Annotated in this window: 15 protein-coding genes; 8 read left to right on the forward strand and 7 right to left on the reverse strand. The window is 71.4% G+C overall.

Annotated features, from left to right (window positions below; translation table 11 throughout):
• Positions 1-5 precede the first annotated feature (5 nt).
• The 3 genes from AMS65_RS00670 to AMS65_RS00680 are packed head-to-tail and all read right to left on the reverse strand — an operon-like array spanning position 6 to position 3,405.
• The gene (locus AMS65_RS00670) at positions 6-1,163 is read right to left on the reverse strand and encodes a phosphotriesterase family protein (protein ID WP_241489287.1); all 1,158 of its coding nucleotides are present in this window, start codon (positions 1,161-1,163) and stop codon (positions 6-8) included.
• Complete coding sequence (locus AMS65_RS00675; RefSeq protein WP_053382260.1) at positions 1,160-2,392, reverse strand: amidohydrolase family protein; 1,233 nt, start codon at positions 2,390-2,392, stop codon at positions 1,160-1,162. The genes AMS65_RS00670 and AMS65_RS00675 overlap by 4 nt, the downstream gene beginning before the upstream one ends.
• Positions 2,393-2,430: 38 nt before the next feature.
• Positions 2,431-3,405 carry a methyltransferase family protein gene (locus tag AMS65_RS00680; RefSeq protein ID WP_053382261.1) on the reverse strand — a complete coding sequence of 325 codons (975 nt, stop codon included), beginning with the start codon at positions 3,403-3,405 and terminating at the stop codon, positions 2,431-2,433.
• Between the two features lie 273 nt (positions 3,406-3,678).
• Between AMS65_RS00680 and AMS65_RS00685 the strand changes: the two genes are divergently transcribed.
• Positions 3,679-4,410: an alpha/beta fold hydrolase gene (locus AMS65_RS00685; protein ID WP_053382262.1), complete on the forward strand. Its 732-nt coding sequence runs from the start codon at positions 3,679-3,681 to the stop codon at positions 4,408-4,410.
• 96 nt (positions 4,411-4,506) lie between these two features.
• On the opposite strand, the gene AMS65_RS00690 is transcribed toward AMS65_RS00685, so the two are convergent.
• Together AMS65_RS00690 and AMS65_RS00695 are read right to left on the reverse strand one after the other, a co-directional pair.
• Positions 4,507-5,349 (reverse strand): hypothetical protein, encoded by an 843-nt coding sequence (locus tag AMS65_RS00690; protein ID WP_157501997.1) that lies wholly within the window; start codon positions 5,347-5,349, stop codon positions 4,507-4,509.
• A 414-nt stretch (positions 5,350-5,763) separates the two neighbouring features.
• Positions 5,764-6,762: an aldo/keto reductase gene (locus AMS65_RS00695; protein WP_053382264.1), complete on the reverse strand. Its 999-nt coding sequence runs from the start codon at positions 6,760-6,762 to the stop codon at positions 5,764-5,766.
• A 148-nt stretch (positions 6,763-6,910) separates the two neighbouring features.
• Between AMS65_RS00695 and AMS65_RS00700 the strand changes: the two genes are divergently transcribed.
• Positions 6,911-7,663, forward strand: a complete 753-nt coding sequence (locus AMS65_RS00700) for an SDR family NAD(P)-dependent oxidoreductase (RefSeq protein WP_053382265.1) — start codon at positions 6,911-6,913, stop codon at positions 7,661-7,663.
• 207 nt (positions 7,664-7,870) lie between these two features.
• On the opposite strand, the gene AMS65_RS00705 is transcribed toward AMS65_RS00700, so the two are convergent.
• Complete coding sequence (locus tag AMS65_RS00705) at positions 7,871-9,319, reverse strand: amidohydrolase (protein WP_241489288.1); 1,449 nt, start codon at positions 9,317-9,319, stop codon at positions 7,871-7,873.
• 155 nt (positions 9,320-9,474) lie between these two features.
• Here AMS65_RS00705 and AMS65_RS00710 point away from each other — a divergent pair, with 155 nt between their 5' ends.
• From AMS65_RS00710 to AMS65_RS00735, 6 genes are all read left to right on the forward strand, one after another.
• On the forward strand, positions 9,475-10,608 hold the full coding sequence (locus AMS65_RS00710; protein ID WP_053382298.1) for a zinc-binding dehydrogenase: 1,134 nt from the start codon (positions 9,475-9,477) through the stop codon (positions 10,606-10,608).
• 181 nt (positions 10,609-10,789) lie between these two features.
• A complete protein-coding gene (locus tag AMS65_RS00715; protein WP_053382266.1) occupies positions 10,790-11,752 on the forward strand; it encodes an aldo/keto reductase in 963 nt (320 codons plus the stop codon).
• Between the two features lie 2 nt (positions 11,753-11,754).
• Positions 11,755-12,819, forward strand: coding sequence for an alpha/beta hydrolase (locus AMS65_RS00720; RefSeq protein WP_083451387.1), 1,065 nt, complete (start codon positions 11,755-11,757; stop codon positions 12,817-12,819).
• Entirely contained in the window at positions 12,812-13,861 is a 1,050-nt protein-coding gene (locus tag AMS65_RS00725) for an alpha/beta hydrolase (RefSeq protein ID WP_053382267.1), read from the forward strand. Before AMS65_RS00720 ends, AMS65_RS00725 begins: the two co-directional genes overlap by 8 nt.
• A gap of 59 nt (positions 13,862-13,920) precedes the next feature.
• Positions 13,921-15,171, forward strand: coding sequence for a multidrug effflux MFS transporter (locus AMS65_RS00730; protein ID WP_053382268.1), 1,251 nt, complete (start codon positions 13,921-13,923; stop codon positions 15,169-15,171).
• 36 nt (positions 15,172-15,207) lie between these two features.
• A complete protein-coding gene (locus AMS65_RS00735) occupies positions 15,208-16,620 on the forward strand; it encodes an aldehyde dehydrogenase family protein (protein WP_053382269.1) in 1,413 nt (470 codons plus the stop codon).
• Between the two features lie 148 nt (positions 16,621-16,768).
• On the opposite strand, the gene AMS65_RS00740 is transcribed toward AMS65_RS00735, so the two are convergent.
• Complete coding sequence (locus AMS65_RS00740; RefSeq protein WP_053382270.1) at positions 16,769-18,526, reverse strand: HNH endonuclease signature motif containing protein; 1,758 nt, start codon at positions 18,524-18,526, stop codon at positions 16,769-16,771.
• Positions 18,527-18,589: the final 63 nt, after the last annotated feature.

Here is an 18,589-nt window from a genome sequence, read left to right on the forward strand (position 1 = left end):
GGCGCTCAGCGCTCTCGCGGGGGCCGGAAGGCGAGCAGCCGCGCAGGGTTCTCGACCATGATCCGGTCGAGGGCGGCCCGATCCACCCCGAACTCGGCCAGCGTCGGCAGGAAGTGGTCGACGACGTACCCGTAGCCGTGACCGCCGCAGCGGCGCAGCTGCACCCGCTGGCAGACGTCGCCGCCGAGCACCAGCTGCGAGCCCCAGCCATCGGCGACGAGTTCGGCGAAACCCCGCGCCACACCGCGGTCGGTGAAGGGGAAGAGCGTGCCCCAGGGGCTGCCCGTCGTGCCGAGAAAGTCGGCCTCGACCGCAACGCCCCGCGAGAGCAGCCGCCTGGCGAGATCCATGTCGTCCGCGATCGACCCCGCGTGCCCGAAGATCACGGAGCGCGGATCCGCCCCCTCCTCCTCGAGCGCGTCGAGCACCCGCAGCTTGGCCTCGCCGAACCCGCCCATGTGCAGGGTGATCGGCGCGCCCGTGATCGCCGAGGCCCGGCCTGCGGCGCGCACGCTGCGCATCTCCTGGGGGTCGACGGGATCGCCCTCGGCGCCCACCTCGCCGATGATGCCGGATCGGATCCCGGTGCCGCGCCCCTCGGCGTCCGCCGCACCGACGACGATGTCTCGCACGATCTCGGCCGTCAGCTCCTCGAGGCTGCGGTCGGGGAAGCCCGCGGGGTGCAGATCCTTCTGGTACCACCCGGCCCCCATGACGAGGTGCAGTCCGGAGGCGCGGCTCAGCCGGGCCAGGGCGTGCGCGTCGCGCCCGATGCCGACATTCGTCACCTCGACCATGGTGCCGCCGCCCTGGCGCACGAAGTCGCCGACCTCGTCGAACATCTCGTCGAAGTCGCCGAGGATGTCGTTGTCGGCGCTGGGCCGGCCGCGGCGCACCGCCGCGAGGTTCTCCAGGGCCAGCGGATGCTGCGCCGCGGCCTCCCACTCCCCCGGCCGCGGATTGGACGTGTGCGCGGGGCGCCGGATGTCGAGGAAGAGATGTTCGTGCATCAGGGTGGGGCCGAGCTCCTCCGGCCGCACGGGGCCGAGCACGGTCTGGGCCAGGCCCTCGAGGTTCGGGATCTCGAGTCGGTCGAGATCCGCCGGTCGCGGCTCCGATGCCGCGCCGGAAAGCCGCATGATCCGGGAATCCGTTCCGCTCATACCTCCGCCTCCCCCGTCGTCGCATGCGCCAGCACCCCGGCCGCGTTGGCCCCGCCGACCGCGCGCACCAGGTCGTCGTCCGCTCCGAGCATCCGCAGGTAGGGCAGGAACTGCTGCGGCACGAACTCGAGACCGTTGCCCCCGAAGGCGGTGAGGCGGTGCTTGTTGCGGATCCCGCTGCTGAGCAGGATCCGATCCCCCGCTCCGTGCTCGGCGCAGCGCAGGATCGCGACCGCGACGTCGTGATCGGATACGACCGTGCGCACGTTCGGGATCCGTCCCAGATCGTCGAAGCAGAGCGCCGTGCCGTGCTCCAGCAGCATCGCGAGGCGAGCCCGGTCGATGCCGACCCCCGGCTCCCCCGCATCGTCGCGGTTCGCGACGTACGCGGCGGCACCGGCGAGCACCACCCGCGAGCGGTCGAGCCCGGCGGCATCGACGGCGGCGAGCGCGCGGCGCAGCGCGTCGGCGTCGGACGGGCCCGTCGGCGCGATGCTCCAGGGATCCGAGCGCGGCGCGAGCACCAGGGCGACCCCGGCGTCGTGCGCGGCGACCGCCGCCGCCTCGATCCGCGCGGCGTCAGCGCGATCGACCCCGGGACCGGCCCCGGGACCGCCGGGCAGCGGGAGGGCGCCGACCGCCCCCGCAGGGTGCTCCGTCGCCCGCAGCGCCTCGGCGATGCGGGCGGCGAGGGTCTCGGGATCGGCCGGGACATCTGCCCGGCCCTGCCCCGCGGAGCCGTCGACACCGCGCACGATCGCCACCCCGCTCGCCCGGCTGAGCGCGGCGAGGAGCGCGGGATCCGCGCTCGATCCGCGGCCGGCCAGCGCGACGACCGCGGGGGGCGCTCCGAATCGCGTGCCGGTGCCCGATCCCGCGACGCCGGACGCCGCGCCGCTCGGTGCCGCACCGCCGGATCCTGAACCGTCCGATCCCGCGGCGCCGGCATGCGGGCCGTCACCGTCACCCGGCTCTCGCACCGCGGCGGCGAGCGCATCGAGGGCGGCCTCGGTCTCCGCGCCGTCGATGGTGCGATCGTCGCGGTTCGCCGCCCCCATCATCAGCCGCCCCAGGCGATCCATCGTCACCGGCACGCGCTCGAAGTGCGCCTCGCTCGCGGGTCGGCCGGCGTTCCCGCGGCCCGCGGGCGGAGCGCACAGCAGCGTCTCCGCGGCGAGCACCGTGCCGAGCGATCCGGCGTCGACTCGCCCCAGCACGGTGGTGATCATGGGCACGGCGCTCGTCTGCGCTTCGTTCTTCGAGTCGCTCAGACCGCGGTGGCGACGAGCACGCGCGGGCTGCCGGGCAGCGCCACCAGGCGATCGGACTTCCAACCGGTCTCGGCGAGCCAGCCCTCGACCTGCTCGATCGGGTAGACGAGCGTGCCATCGATGTTGAAGTACTCGCCGGCGTGCAGGGCGTCGATGGCGCGCTGCGTGCCGTCCTGGTCGAGGAAGAAGTCGAGCAGCAGCAGGGTCGCGCCCTCGGCGGCCGCACCGCGGGCCGCGGCGAGGATCGCGCGGTTCTGGGCCTCGTCGAAGCGGTGCAGCACGTGGGTGAGCAGCAGCAGGTCGTGCTCGCCGCCGGGCTCCGTCGACTCCGTGGCGCCCTCCTCCAGGGTGATGCGGTCGGAGACGCCGGCCTGCTCGGCCGCCGCGGCGATGCCGTCGGTGAAGCCCGGCGCGTAGACGAAGCGCGTCGTGAGCTCGGGATTCTGCTGCATCGCCTCGATCGAGAATCCCGCGGCGAGACCCCCGAAATCGAGAGCATTGCGGAACCCCGAGAAATCGAAGGCCTCGCCGAACTGCTCGGCGTGCAGCGCGTTGTAGGTCATGACGCCGTTCATGAAGTCGCCCCAGCCGGCCTCGTCGAGGTCGAGCGTGCCGGCCTCGTCGGTGTCGACGGTCTTGTCGTAACCGAGCCACTGCTTGTAGCTGATGTCGCCCAGGAAAGCGATGAACGGGGTGAGGTCGATCTCTCCGTTGCCCGAGAGGTACTTCTCGGCGTCGGCCTCGAGCGAGTAGGCGCCGTCCTTGCGCTCGAGCAGCCCGAGCGCATTCATGGCGTCGGCCAGCGTGCGCACCTGGCGTTCGGAGTGCTGCGTGGCGTCCGCCAGCTCGGTGACGCTCTTCGGGCCGTCGGCGAGCGCTTTGAAGACGCCGATGCGGCTCGCGGCGTCGAGCTGCTTCGCGCCCATGAAGCCGATGGCGATGTCGACGATGCGTTCGGGAGTTGCGGTCATGATGGAGATCGTCCTTAGCTGTGCGGGCCGCCCCGACAGAGCGGGACGACGGTGTCCGGAGTGATGGCCTGCGGGAAACTCTACAATCGTAGAAACAAAATGTCCAGCGCCGCTTCGATTTATTTTCTACTATCATAGAAAAACAGCGGAGTGCTCGTCCCTCCCGCGTCGGAGGGCCGGATTCCTGGATCCCGGGGCCCGGATCCAGGATTCCCGCTTCGCTGCACCGCGGTTCACCGCATCCACCCGCCGCTTCACCGTCGAAAGGCCACCATGGTTCTCGCAGTCCACCACTTCCCCGCGGCAGATGGCACGCAGCCCCCGGTCGTGCTCCTCCACGGCTTCGCGTCCAGTGCCGCCGAGGATTTCCTCTCGACCGGCTGGGTCGAGTCCCTGCACGCGGCCGGGCGCTCCGTAATCGCGGTCGATCTCCCCGGCCACGGCGAGAGCCCGGCGATCGAGTCGGCGATCGACCCCGCCGAGCAGGCAACGACCTCGGCGGTCGTGGCCGCGATCCTCGAGGCCGTCTCAGCGGCCGCCCCCGAGGGCGACTTCGACGTGGTCGGCTACTCGCTCGGGGCCCGACTCGCCTGGGAGCTGCCCGCAGCGTCTCCGCGGGTGCGCCGAGTGGTGCTCGGCGGACTCAGCCCCTTCGAACCGTTCGCCGCGATCGACCCCGCCGACCTCGAAGCGGTGCTCGGCGGCGCCGATCCCGCCAATCCGCTGGTGGGCATGATGGCCGGCATGATCTCGGCCCCCGGCCGCGACACGGCCTCGCTCGCGCGGCTGATCCCGGGCCTCGCCTCCGAGCCCTTCGCTCCGCAGGAGTCGGCCCCCGCGGTCCCCGTGCTGCTCGTCGCGGGCAGCACCGACCAGATGACGCGGGGCGTCGAGGGCCTCGCCGAGGCGCTCCCCCAGGGGTCCCTCACCCACGTGCCCGGCGATCACCGCGGCGCGCTCGACAGCCTCGAGTTCCGCGCGGCCGCGATCCAGTTCCTGGGGTAACCGCTCGCCAGGACAAACGCGGAGTCCCAGATGGCTGCTTCGCCACAGCGGAAGCAGCCATCTGGGACTCCGCGTTCTCGGAGCGAAAGGTCGCCATCACCTCGCGGGGCTCCATCCGCGAGCGCGCAGCGCTCGCCTCGCGGCCCGCAGCTGATCGCCCACCCCGTCATGGCGGGTGAGGAGCACCAGCAGCCATCCCTCGGCCGTGAGCGCGTTCAGGCGGCGCGCGTCGATGCCGCGCTGACCGTCCGCTCCGTGGTGCTCGCCATCGTACTCGAATACGATCTTGTACTCGTACAGCACCAGATCCCCGTAGAACACCTCGCCACCGGCGAGGTCAATACGGCCGTTCGGCACCCCCGTGGGGATACCGTACTTCTCGAGATTGAGGCGCAACCTCGTCTCCCGAGGCGAGTGAGTCCCGGGGCGCATCCGAGCACGCGCACGCCGCAGCCGCGCAATGCCCTTCCAGCGGCTCAGCCCGGCGAGCATCGCGTCCACCTGCTCCACGGACACCAACGGCTCGAACCGATCCCACAACCGCTCACCCGCCACGATCAGCGCGAGATCGGTCCGCATCAGCGGCGCGAGCGAGGCCCAGGCGTACTCCGGCGCAAGCACACGCACACCCCGCACCTCGCACGTCGGCAGCGCGAGCCTCGTCCGCGTCCCGATCACCCCACCGGTTCGCGGCACATTCGCCCCCGCGCGGGCGATCACGTGCAGCCGCTGCTCGCACTCGAGCGCGCGGGGCAGCGGCAGCCCGTGGAGCAGAGCGGCCGTCGGGCCGCATATGGCCCAGTTCTGCGGTTTGCCGGTGAGCAGCAGCCGGCACCGATCCACGAGCTCGACGCTCTCACCACGAGGAGCGCGCACTCCGTAGAACTCCCGGCTGAGGTCACCGGCCCTGAGTCGATGCCGTTGCACTCCTGAGGCCATGGCCTCAGCAACTGTGAAGGGGCTGCCGGAGAAAGCCCTCGGAAGCGGAGCAGGTGGTTGCGGCATACCCACCATGTGAGCCGATCGCGCGCACCCGAGCCGCGTTGTCCACAACACGACTGCACAATCTCGGCTTCTGGAGGCATCTCGGCCGACTGTGAGCGAAGCTCGGCTGCGCAGCCGCTTCACCTTCACTCCGACTCTTCGCATCTCTGCGACTGCGGCGAGTGCAGCAGGTGCAGCACGCACAGCAGGTCATCACCCCGCCACTCGTGTCTCGGACATCTCCATGGCCGCACCCTCCGACTCGCCATCCCCCCACGAAAAACACGGAGTCCCAGATGGCGGCTTCCCCGCGCACGAAGCAGCCATCTGGGACTCCGCATTTCGGATAGCGGGCGGCGCCCGCCGGGCTCAGGGCGCGGATGGCGCCCAGACCCCGTCGGCGCGCACCTCGCGGTCCAGCCAGAGCCCGGCCGTGGCCTCGCGGATCCGCTCCGCTCCCTCGCGCTCGAGCAGCGAGATCGCACCCAGATTGTCGTTCAGCTGCGACACGCTCGAGGCACCGAAGAGCACGTTCGCGGTGGCGGGGTTCGCGAGGCAGAACGCGATACCGAGCTGCGCGGGGGTCGCGCCGAGGGACACCGCGATCCGTTCGACCTCGGGGTACGCCTCGACGATCCGCTCGCGGATGCCGCCGACGTCCGCACCGATCTTGCGCCCGGGGGTGAGCTTGCCGACGAGGATCCCGCCCTCGAAGGCGTCCGAGGCCTGCAGCGCGAGCGTGCCGTCGGCGAACCACCGCCCGTAGAACTCCCCCTCCGCCATGCTGCGACGCACCAGGCCGTACTTGAGCTGCGCGAAGCTCGGGGCCGTCAGCTCCTCTGCGGCCGCCGTGTCGAGGGCCAGCTGCAGCGCCTCGGCGGGCCAGTTGTTGACGCCCCAGCTCGCGAAGCTGCCGCGATCGATCTCCGCCTGCACGTCGCGCACCACCTGCGCGATGTCGATGTCGCCCATGAAGTCGCCCACGACCACCGTCTCGAACGATCCGGGATCGGCGCCGGCTGCACCGATCCTCCCCAGCGACACGTCCATCTGCTCGGCGAAGCCGGTCTGCGGGTACTCCCACAGCCAGAGCTTGCCGCAGAGCCGGTACTCGGACCGGTCGAGCCCGAGATCCCGGATCGCCTCGCCGAAGAGCAGGTCGGTGCGGGAGGCCTCGGCGTGCGGCCCCATGTTGTAGTAGGCCACATCGAAGAACGCCGAGCCCGCCTCGACCGCGCGCTCGATCAGCGCGCGGCGATCCGCCGCCTCCATGCGGTCCCAGATGTTCCAGGATCCGAGCGCGAACACCGGCACCTCGGGCCCTCCGGGTCCGAGCTTCCGAACGGGAACCTTGCCGCTGAACTCCACAACCGCCTCCTTGCAGGCCTGAGATTCGGGATCGGGATCCGCTGCGCGAACCCGTTGCCCTTTATTTTCTACAATCGTATAATATAAATCGCAATCGATCCAGGCCGGTCCGCTGCGGACCGGCGCGACCCACGACGAAGGAGTCACCGTGACCTCATCCCGCACCGTCCTCATCACCGGCGGCGCCGGCGGCATCGGCCAGGGCATCGCCCGCGCATTCATCGAGGCCGGAGACCGCGTGATCCTCGCGGATCGCGACGCCGCGGCGGTGAGTGCGGCAGCCGAAGCGCTCGGCGCGAACGCGAGCGGACTCGCGCTCGACATCACCGACGCCGCAGCGGTGACGGCCGCGTTCGCGCAGCCGACGCGGGAGGGAGGCGCGGGCGGCGTCGACGTGCTCGTGAACAACGCGGGCATCCTCTCGGTGCACGGGGCCGTCACCGAGCTCGATCCCGAGGCCTACCGGTCGATCCTCGAGGTCAATGTGATCGGCACCTTCACCATGATCCGGGCCTTCGCCCAGCACCGCATCGCCGCGGGAGGCGGGGGCGCGATCGTCAACATCTCCTCGATCGGCGGGCGCCAGCCGACCCCCGGCATGGGCGCCTACGAGTCGAGCAAGGCCGCGGTCGACTCCGTGACGCGCTGGGCCGCGATCGAGCTGGCGGCGCACGGGATCCGCGTCAACGCGGTGGCTCCGGGTCCGGTGCTCACCCCCATGCTCGAGATGGGCATGCCCGAGGGATCGCCGGCGCGCGAGGCGTGGTCGAGCCGCATCCCGCTCGGAGACCTCGCCAGGGTCGGCGACATCGCCCCGGCGGTGGTCTTCCTCGCGGGCGGGGGCGCGGCGCACATCACGGGTGTGAGCCTCGCGGTCGACGGCGGGCAGCTGCTCACCTGAGCCGCGGGCGGAGCGGCGCCCTCAGGGTCGCGGCAACCGGCCGCCGCTCCCGCTGGTTGAGCGAGGAGCGCAGCGACGAGTCGAAACCGAGGGGCCTTGGTTTCGACTCGCTTCGCTCGCTCAACCAGCAGACTCGCTCGCTCAACCAGCAGACTCGCTCGCTCAACCAGCGGACTCGCTCGCTCAACCAGCGAGGTGGAACGGGCCCTACCCCTCGAACACGACGCGCCCGTCGAGCACGGTCAACTCGATCGGCACCTGGGGCAGCCCGGCCGCACCCACCTCGAAGGGATCCCGCCCCAGCACCACGAGGTCGGCGACCCCGCCCACCGAAACGGTGCCCTTCCACGACCCCGCGCCGTCCTGCTCAGCGGGAACGGCCGTGTAGGCACGCAGCAACCGGTGCAGCCGCTCGCGCGCCGCCTCGGGCGACGCCGCTCCGCCCATCTCGACGATGCGCGCATCGGCGTCGGCGATCCCGCGCCGCCAGTCGAAACCGAGCACGGGGGCGTCCGAGGAGAGCACGAGCACTCCCGCGTCGAGCGCCGGGCCGTACACCCAGGCCTCGGCGGCCGCCTCGGCCCCCATCATGCCGGCCAGCCAGTCGCCCGTGGTGGCGGCGATGCCCGCCTGCGCGTTGAGCCACACGCCGAGCTCCGCCATGCGCCGCACCTGCGCCTCGGTCGCAAGGTCGCCGTGGATGATCACGTGCCCCAGCTGCCGGGACGAGGGTGCGCCCGGCACCGCGGCAGCCTCGGCGATGGCGTCGAGCGCGAGCTGGATGGTGCGGTCGCCGGTGGCGTGAAGGCCGATCTGCAGCCCGGCGAGGTGGGCGGCGCGGATCATCTCTGCGAGGCGCTCGGCCTTCTGCTCGATCGAGTCGCCGCGCACCAGCAGGTCGCCGTGGGTGCCGTCGTCGTAGGCGCGGTCCGTCCACGCCTGGCGCGACAGCGGGATCAGGTCGCCGAAGAGCTTGACACCCGGCACGTTGAACCAGGCGGGGTCGGCTTCGGCGCCCGCCGCGGCGCGATCCGCGATCCCCCGCAGCACAGTCTCGACGTCGCTCGGCCCGTCGAGCACCCCGTACAGCGCGAGCAGCGTGACGCGCTGCAGCAGCGCCCCCTCGGCCGCGAGTTCCCGATAGATGTCGATGATCTCGCTGTGGAAGCAGCCGGTCTCGCCGTCATCCTCGCCCGGGCCGATGCCCGGCTCGGTGTAGCTCGTGATGCCGTACTCGGCGAGGAGCCGGCCGGTGCGCAGGATCGCGTCCCTGCGCTGGGCGCGGGTGCCGGCGAGCACCCCGCTCACCCCGGCGGCGGCCTCCGGATCCGGGGCGTTGAAGAAGGTGTGCGGCCAGCGCGCGCCGAGCCAGGCGCCGTGCAGATGGGAGTCGTTGATGCCGGGCAGCACCGCGCACCCACCGAGCTCGACGACCCTCGTTCCGTCGCCGACCCACGAGGCGATCTCCGCGTCGGAACCCACCGCGGCGATGCGCCCGCACTGCACCGCGACGGCCTCGGCTCGGCTGCCGACCCGATCCATCACCAGCACCGCACCGCCGCGCAGCACCAGATCGGCGACCCGGTTCGGCGCGGCCGGGTGGACTCCGTCCTGCACCGGGGCCTCGCTCCGCATCGTCGCTTCGCTCGAGCTCATCACATTCCTCCAGGGATCGGGACCCCGCCCGCTCCCCTCGTTCGGGGACATCGGATGCCCGGGCTTCCCGTTTAGGTCAACGTATGTAGAATAAAACCACATCGTCGGCATCCCGGCAACGACGCCATGCCGAAACCCACGGAATGGAGCACTCGATGACGATCCCCACATCCACCCTCGCGGCCGTGCTGACCGAGCACGGCGCGGCGCTCGAGCTGCAGGAGCTGCCCCTCCCCGAGCGCGTCGAGCCCGGGGCCGCGCTGGTGCGCATCACCTGCACCACGCTCTGCGGCACCGACATCGAGATCTGGGCGGGCAAGATGAGCTTCCCGGGGATGCTGCCCATGGTGCTCGGCCACGAGATGGTCGGCGAGATCGTCGCCGTGGGCGAGGGCACCGTCGACGCGCTCGGAGAGCCCCTCGCGGTCGGCGACCGCATCGGCTGGTCGGAGTCCGTCTGCGGCGAGTGCTTCGGCTGCACCGTACTGCGCCAGCCGGTCGCTTGCTCGAAGCGCGGCTACGGCTTCCTGCAGCGCTCCGACGTGCCGCCCTACGCCACCGCGGGCCTCTCGGAGTACGCGTATGCGACCCCGGGCGCGCAGAAGCTGCGACTGCCCGCCGAGGTCAAGGACACCTGGGCGTCGGCGGCCGGCTGCGCCGCGAAGACCGTGCTGCGCGCCTTCGAACGGGCGGGCGTCGTACGCCCCGGATCCCGCGTCGTGGTGCAGGGTTCCGGGGCCCTCGGCCTCTTCGCCACCGCGGTCGCGAGCATCTCGGGAGCGGGCACCGTCATCACCGTCGGCGCGCCCGCCGCGCGCCTCGAGCTGGCCCGGCGCTTCGGAGCCGATCACACCGTCGACATCGGCGCCCCCGACGACGCACGAAGCGGTTCGGAGGCGACCGTGGCGCGCGTGCTGGAACTGACCGGCGGCCAGGGCGCCGACCTGGTGCTCGACTTCGCCGGCGCGCCGAGCATCGGCCCGGAGGCGATCGGCATGGCCGCCCAGCGCGGCACCTTCGTCGTCGTGGGGTCCACGGGCCCGACCGGAGAGCCCGTCCCGCTGTCGGCGATCATGGGCAAGGAGCTCACGGTCGTGGGGTCGCTCAACGGCGACGTCTCCGACTACTACCGCTCGATCGAGTTCTTCCGCACCTTCGCCGACCGCTTCCCGTGGGACGAGCTGTTCTCCGCTCCCTGCGGCCTGGAGGAGGCCTCGGATCGCATCGCCGATATGCACCGGCTCGGCGAGGTCAAGGCCGTCATCGACCCGCGGATCACGAACCGCTGACCCCGGCGCCGGGTTTCGACACGTCGACTCGTCGCTTCGCCCGCTCAACCAGCGAGCCACCGCCGGTTGAGCGACCGACGCAGGCGGGAGTCGAAACCCGGTGAACTCGGTTTCGACTCCTCGCACGCTCGTCGCTCAACCAGCGTTTCCCATCCAACCAGCGCTCCCCCGAAAGGACACCATGACCACCCCGATCCCCCGCCGCCGCATCGGCCGCAGCGAGCTCGAGACCTCGGTCTTCGCCCTCGGCTCCTGGCACATCTACGACCGCATGCACTTCGAGGACGCCGTCGATCTCGTGCGCACCGCGCTCGACCGCGGTGTCACCCTGTTCGACGTGGGCGTCTACGGCTTCCCCGGCATGCCTCCGGCCTTCACCGACGTGCTGTTCTCCGCGATCATCCGCGCCGTCGGCGTGCGCCGCGAGGACTACCTCCTCTCCGAGAAGCTCTGGGTCGAGGGCTGGGACGACGAGGCGGGCTTCCGCCCCCAGCTGGAACGCGCGCTGTTCCGCGTGGGCGCCGCGCACGCGGACCTCGTGATCCTCGGCGACCTGCGCCGCGACGACCTCGAGCTGCGCGACATCGTGCTGAGCCTCGCCGAACTGCAGAAGGCCGGTCTCATCCGCGCCTGGGGCGTGAACAACTGGTCGGCGTCGAACATCCAATCCCTCATCGACATCGCGGCGGCCGAGGGCGCCCCCGCCCCGGAGATCGCGCAGCTGAAGTACAGCGTCTCGCGGCGCTCGATCCCTGACGGGGAGCCCTTCGGCAAGCTGTGGGAGCAGGGACTCTCGATGCAGGCCTCCGATGTGATGGAGGGCGGGTTCCTCGCGGGCAAGGTAGCGACCGACCGCGAGGTGGGGCGGGATCCCGGCGGGATCCGCCAGCGCATCATCGACGACGTGCCGGGCTTCGTGCAGCTCGCCGAGGAGCTGCGCTGCACCCCGGCGCAGCTCGCCATCGCGTTCACGCTCACCCACCCGGCCACCGCCACGACGCTCTTCGGCGCGTCGAGCGTCGCGCAGCTGGAGGCCAACCTCGGCAGCCTCGAAGTACTGGATCGCGTGGGCGCCGACGAGATCCGCGCCCGCGTCGAGCCGTTCTGGGCCGATCGCGGCCTCGTCGACCCGGAAGGACCGTGACCATGGCAACGCCGGCACAGCCCGCGACCGCCGCCCGCGACGCAGCGGCGGTTCCCGCCACGGCCCCGATCGCACACGGCCTCCCGAGCGTCGCCCCGGTGCCCTTCGACCCCGAGATCGCGCCGATCCTCGAGGCGATGGCCGCGACCCCGCAGCCGCCCCTCACCGAGGAGACCCTGCCGCTCATGCGCGGCGGAGGGCCCGCGTTCCCCAGCGGGGCCGAGGTGGTCGCGTCGCTGCCGGTGACCGCCGAAGAGCGCCTGATCCCCGGACCCGAGGGCGCGCCCGGCATCGAGATCACGGTGTTCCGCCCCGAGGAGCCGGGGCCCGACCCGCTCCCGATCCTCGTCAACTTCCACGGCGGCGGCATGATCGTCGGCCACCGCGCCTGGGAGCACGGACGGGTGGCCGATCTGGTCGCCCGGCACGGCGTGATCGGTGTCAACGTCGAGTACCGCCTCGCTCCCGAGAATCCCTTTCCCGCGGGCGTCGAGGACAACTACGCGGCGACCCGATGGGTCTCCGAGCACGCCGCCGAGCTGGGCGGCGACGCCTCGCGCATCGTGGTGATGGGCGGCAGCGCGGGCGGCGCGTTCGCGGCGGCGGTCGCCCTCATGGCGCGGGATCGCGGCGGCCCTGCGCTCGCCGGACAGCTGCTGCTGTGCCCCATGCTCGACAACACCAACTCGTCGGTCTCGAGTCTGCAGTACGACGGGATCGGCACCTGGCCGCGCGAGGCCAACCTGCTGGCGTGGCGCTGCGTGCTCGGCGAGGATCTCGCCTACTCTCTCGACGCCCCGGCCTACGCGGCGCCGAGCCGCGCCGACGACCTCACCGGCCTGCCGCCGGCCTTCATCGAGGTGGGGGCCGCCGAGATGTTCCGCGACGAGGACATCGACTACGCCCGGCGCATCTGGGCGATCGGAGGCGAGGCCGAGCTGCACGTCTGGTCGGGCGGCTTCCACGGCTTCGACATGTACGCGCCCGAGTCCGAGATCACCCGCGCCGCACTCGCCTCGCGCGACTCCTGGCTGCGCCGCACTCTGAACGGAGACGACCATGACTGATCGATCACTCGCACCGTACCGGGCCGCGGAACCCGATCCGCGGCCCGCCCCGGTGCCCTACGATCCGCAGCTCGAGGCGGGCCTCGCCTTCTTCCTCGACCTGGTCGAGCGCATCCCGCTGCGCGCGCACACGATCCTCGACAACCGTGCGCACTTCGCGACGGTGATCCCTCCCATGGAGACGCAGGCCGAGGGCCGCGCCGTGCAGTGGGAGAACCGGGTGGTCCCCGGACCCGCCGGCGCACCCGATATCGAGGTGACGATCGTGCGGCCCGCTGAGGACGGCTCCGGATCGGCAACGGACGGACCCGGATCCCCCGTCGCCCGCCCGGCGGTGCTCGGCATCCACGGCGGCGGCTACGTGCTCGGCACCCGCTTCTTCGGCACCGGCGAGCTGATCGACCTGGCCGAGCGCTACGGCACCGTGGGCGTGGCGGTGGAGTACCGGCTCGCCCCCGAACACCCCGCCCCGGCCGCAGCCGAGGACTGCTACGCCGCGCTCGTCTGGATGGCCGGGCACGCGGCGGAACTGGGCATCGACCCGTCGCGCATCGTCGTCTCCGGCGCCTCGGCCGGCGGGGGTCTCTCCGCCGCGGTGGCGCTCATCGCGCGGGATCGCGGCGGCCCCGGGCTCGCGGGCCAGCTGCTGGGCTGCCCCATGATCGACGACCGCAACAACAGCGTCTCGAGTTGGCAGTACGACGGCATCGGCGCGTGGGATCGCAACAACAACGACACCGGCTGGGACGCCGCGCTCGGCGCGGATCGCGGCACGGATCGTGTGCACCCCCACCAGGCGCCCGCGCGGGCCTCCGATCTGTCGGGGCTGCCGCCGGCGTTCCTCGAGGTGGGGTCGGCCGAGATCTTCCGCGACGAGACCATCGATTACGCGAGCCGCATCTGGGCGGCGGGCGGTGAGGCCGAGCTGCACGTCTGGGCGGGCGCCTACCACGGCTTCAGCGGGTTCTCGCCCGACGCCGTCGTGTCTCGGGCGGCGGTCGACGCGCGCGACAGCTGGTGGCGCCGGGTCCTGTCCCGATGAGCGCCCGCGCTCGCGCAAGAGGCCCCCGAACGCGCGCGCCGCGCGGAGCCCGGGCTCCGATGGGCCTGCTGCGCATCACCCTCGTGCTGGGCGCCCTGGAGGCCTTCGGTCCGCTCTCGATGGACCTCTACCTGCCGCAGCTGCCGCAGCTCGCGCACACCCTCGGCACCTCCGACGCACTCGCTCAGGCGACGATGTCGGTGTGCATGATCGGGCTCGGGATCGGGCAGCTCATCGCGGGTCCGCTCTCGGACCGCTTCGGCCGCAAGCGCCCGCTCGTGACCGGGGTGGTGCTGTTCGCGGTGCTCTCCGCGGTCTGCGCCGTCGCCCCGACGATCGAGGTGCTGCTCGCGGCCCGCTTCCTGCAGGGGCTCGCCGGCGCGGCCGGTGTGGTGATCAGCATGGCGGTGGCGCGGGATCTCTTCCACGGCGTCGAGCTCTCGCGCATGCTGTCGCTGCTCGCCCTCGTGTCATCGCTGACGCCCATCATCGCTCCGGTGATCGGGGGCCAGCTGGCCAGGTTCATGGACTGGCGCGGCATCTTCTTCGTGCTCGCCGGCGTGGGCGTCGCACTGGTGCTCGTCGCCCAGTTCGGCCTGCGGGAGACGCTGCACGAGGGCAGGCACACCGGCAGCGCGCTGGGCACAACGGCGTCGCACATCGGTACGGTGATGCGGGATCCGCTGTTCGTGGCGATCATGATCGCCGGTTGTCTCGGCGGCACCGCCTTCTTCGCCTACCTGTCGATGTCGAGCTTCGTGCTGCAGGGCGAGTTCGGGCTCACGCCCCAGATCTTCAGCCTCGTGTTCGCGATGAACGCGCTGGCCCACCTCGGCGGCGCGCAGCTGAGCCGTGTGCTCGTGCGGCGCGCCGGCACGATCCGCATGTACCTCACCGGGCAGATCGCCGGCGCCATCGCCGCGGTGGTGCTGCTGGCGGCCACCCTCCTCGGGGCGCCCGCGATCGTCTTCATCGTGCTGCTGGCAGTGTATCTCGGCGCATCCGGGCTCGGCGGCCCGAACGGCACCACGATCGCACTCGGCGGGCACGGCTCGCGGGCCGGCACCGCGTCGGCGCTGCTGGGCATGGCGATGTTCACCGCGGGGGCGGTGATCGCTCCGATCGTCTCCGCCCTGGCGGGCACCTCGACGCTGACGCTGGCCGCGACCGTCACCGCCGGAGCCGTTCTGGCCGCGCTGATCGGGCTGCTCGCGGTGCGCCGGTTCGCACCCGCCGCCGCGCCTGTGCCCGCAAAGACAACGGGGATACCGCGCGAGTCAAGCGCGTCGAAGATCGACGGATTACCCTGAAGACAAGCAACCGGACTCAAGGTGGAGGTTCACCCCATGAAAACGTACGCAGAGCTGCTCGAGGCGATCACGGCGACCAGCGGCGAGGCCCGCGATGCCGTGGATCCCGCGACCGGTGAGGTCATCGGGAAGTCCCCGACGCAGACCATCGCCGATCTCGAGGCCGCGATCGACACGGCCGAGGCCGCACAGCCCGCGTGGGCCGCGCTCAGCGACGACGAGCGCAAGGCCTACCTGCACCGGGCCGCGGACGCCATCAAGGACTCCGCCGAAGCCCTCGCCGAACTCCTCTCCCGCGAGCAGGGCAAACCCCTCAACGGCCCCAACGCCCGCTTCGAGGTCGGCGGCTGCGAGGTCTGGACCCGCACCGCAGCCGACACCCCGCTCCCCGTCGAGGTGCTCATCGACGACGAGTCGGGCTACGCCGAGATGCACTACCGCCCCATCGGCGTGGTCGGTGCGATCTCACCCTGGAACTGGCCGATGATGATCTCGATCTGGCAGATCGCACCCTCGCTGCGCATGGGCAACACGGTCGTCATCAAACCCGCCGACACCACCGCCCTGTCGGTGCGCGCCCTGGTCGCCGTCATGAACCAGGTCCTCCCCGAGGGTGTCCTCAACATCGTCACCGGCCCCGGCCGCACCGTGGGCGACGCCCTCACCAAGAGCCCCAAGGTCGGCAAGATCATGTTCACCGGCTCCACCCCGGTCGGCAAGCAGATCATCGAGGCCTCGGCTGACAATGTGACGCGTCTCACGCTCGAGCTCGGCGGCAACGACGCCGGCATCGTGCTGCCCGATGTGGACCCCGCGGCCATCGCCGAGGGCCTGTTCTGGGGGGCGTTCATCAACACCGGGCAGACCTGCGCCGCCCTCAAGCGCCTCTACGTGCACGACTCGATCTACGACCAGGTCGTCGAGGAACTCGCGAAGTTCGCCCAGAACGTGCCCATGGGCGTGGGTCTCGACGAGAACAACGTGCTCGGACCCCTGCAGAACCGCAACCAGTTCGACACCGTCGACCGCCTCGTCAAGGCCGCGAAAGACTCCGGCGCCCGCGTCGTGCTCGGCGGCGACCCCGACTACGACGCGGCCGGCAACTTCTACCCCACCACCATCATCGCCGACATCGACCCCCACAACGACCTCGTCGTCGAGGAGCAGTTCGGCCCCGCCCTCCCCGTCATCCGCTACACCGACCTCGACGACGTCGTCGGCCTCGCCAACGAACTCGAGTTCGGACTCGGCTCCTCGGTCTGGAGCGCCGACCGCGCGAACGCCCTCGCCGTCGCCGCCCGCCTCAAGGCCGGCACCACCTGGATCAACTCCCATGGCGGCCTCCACCCCATGGTCCCCTTCGGAGGCGCCAAGCACTCCGGCTACGGCCGCGAATTCGGCGTCGAAGGCCTCAAGGCCGTCTCCGAACCCCACGTCATCAGCGGCTAGTTCGCGCCCCCGCGCCTCGTGAGAGCTGAGACGCGATACCTCGTAGGCGGAGGGTCACCCGATCGGGTGCCCCTCCGTTTTCGTTTGTGTATCGCGGCCTTCTCCGTGCCCGCGTGCAGCGGCATCGGACGCGCCTGTCCCCTGGGGTTCAGGCAGCGAGCTTGAAGCGTGGTGGCAGCGGGTCGATGCCCGCCCAGGCGTAGCGGAGTTCGATGCGGGGCCGCATCGGGATGCGTCGGCCACGGGGGTCGTGAAGCGTGAAGTCATCGACGTCGACACTCGCGTCATCGTCGGCACTGGGGTCGGCGCGGACGATGCCGCCGGTACTCGCGCCATCGTCCGCGCCAGAGCCGTCGCCGAAGCCGACACCAGTGCCGTCGCGGGCGCTCGTGCCATCGCCGGTGCGGGTGATGCGCCAGCTGTTCGCGTGGAGTTGCATGTGGTGGAAGCGGCACAGCAGCACACCCCGGTCGAGATCGGTGCAGCCCTGATCCTTCTGCCACTCGTCGATGTGATGCGCCTCGCAATACGCAGGTGGCCGATCGCAGCCGGGCCACCGGCAGCCCCCGTCCCGGATCGCGAGCGCGATGCGCTGCCGAGCCGTGTAGAGCCGCTGCTCCCGCCCCACGTCCAACGGACGCCCCGCACGATCGATCGTCACCGGCACGATCCCGCTCGCACAGGCCTGCTGCGCGACCACCCCGGCCGGCACGACTGCGGGGTCGTCCTCGAAACGTCCGGCGTTCCGAGCGCCGGCGCGCTGAGCGCTAGCGCCCCGAGAGCCCGCAGCCTGGGCATCTACACTCCGAGTATCCACACCCCGAGTATCTACACCCCGAATGCTGTCACAATCAACGACCTGCACTAGACGCACACCCGCCTGCCTGGTTCCGCAGACCGCCCCGGCATCGGCGAGAGCGCCCGCCCGCACGAGATCCATGAACAGATCGAACTCGAGCTGTTCGTTCGACCGCGGGTCCGCTGCCAACTCTTCTGCGCGGATCCGCTCCGCGGGATCCACGAACCGCGGCCCGCCGCGCCGTGGTCGCAACGCCGCATCACGCACCGAGCGCAGCCACGCGGCCGACACGTCGTCGCACACCAGCGACACCCGATGCAGACCTTCGCGATCCGTCCACATTCGGAACGATCGCGCCTCGTACCGCGCCAGATACCGAGCCTCAGCCCCCTCAGGGTCGAGGCGATCCCGCACCGCACGCGCCGCTCTCGCGAGATCCTCCACCGTGCGCCAGGCCGCCTCGGCGACCAGCCGCTCCGCTGCCACCGCCCACGCGGCAGCGTTCTCCAGGTTCGCCCGAACGCAATCATGCCCCGTGTCCGTAGCGGGCTGCCCGCCGCGCAGGTCTGGCAGTTGCGCGCAATCGTGCTCGGGCGGCTGTCCGAGCCCCCGGAAGATCGCGTCGTGCTGCGCGGCCGTGAGGGCTCCATTCATCAGGGCAGCGCCCAACGGCGCGTGCCACGGCCCCGCCGATTCCACCTCATCCGTGGTCTCGGTTTCGCCCTTGTGCACGCCGACATCGGCGGCGGGCGCACTCATGCCGGCGGTGTCGTAGAGGGATTCCCCGACTCGCACCTGTTTTACCGCCTCGCCGCGGCTCACACCCGTGACCTGCTGCACCAACGAGACGGCGTTCCGATGCCCCAGTGACTGCGCCAACCCGGCGTGCCCCGCCGTACGCGACGACCGTTGCGCCACCACCCCAGCCGCGGCCACCCGCACCCGCTCGACCATCTGCCCCACGGAAGCAGCCAGCTCCAGCAGTTCCACCGCACCCGCATCGTCCAGACGATCTACCGCGGCCGGCAGCAGCACCGCATCCGGCACCTCACCCGCCAGGGCACGGATCACCGCGACCCGGTCCGTGAGGCTGGAGAAGAATGACATACTCCATTTTCCCATCTGACCAGGACAAACACCTAGGGATAACTCGACTGATCTCAGCGAGTT

The sequence above is a fragment of the Leucobacter celer subsp. astrifaciens genome (assembly GCF_001273835.1).
GTDB classification, from domain to species: domain Bacteria; phylum Actinomycetota; class Actinomycetes; order Actinomycetales; family Microbacteriaceae; genus Leucobacter; species Leucobacter celer.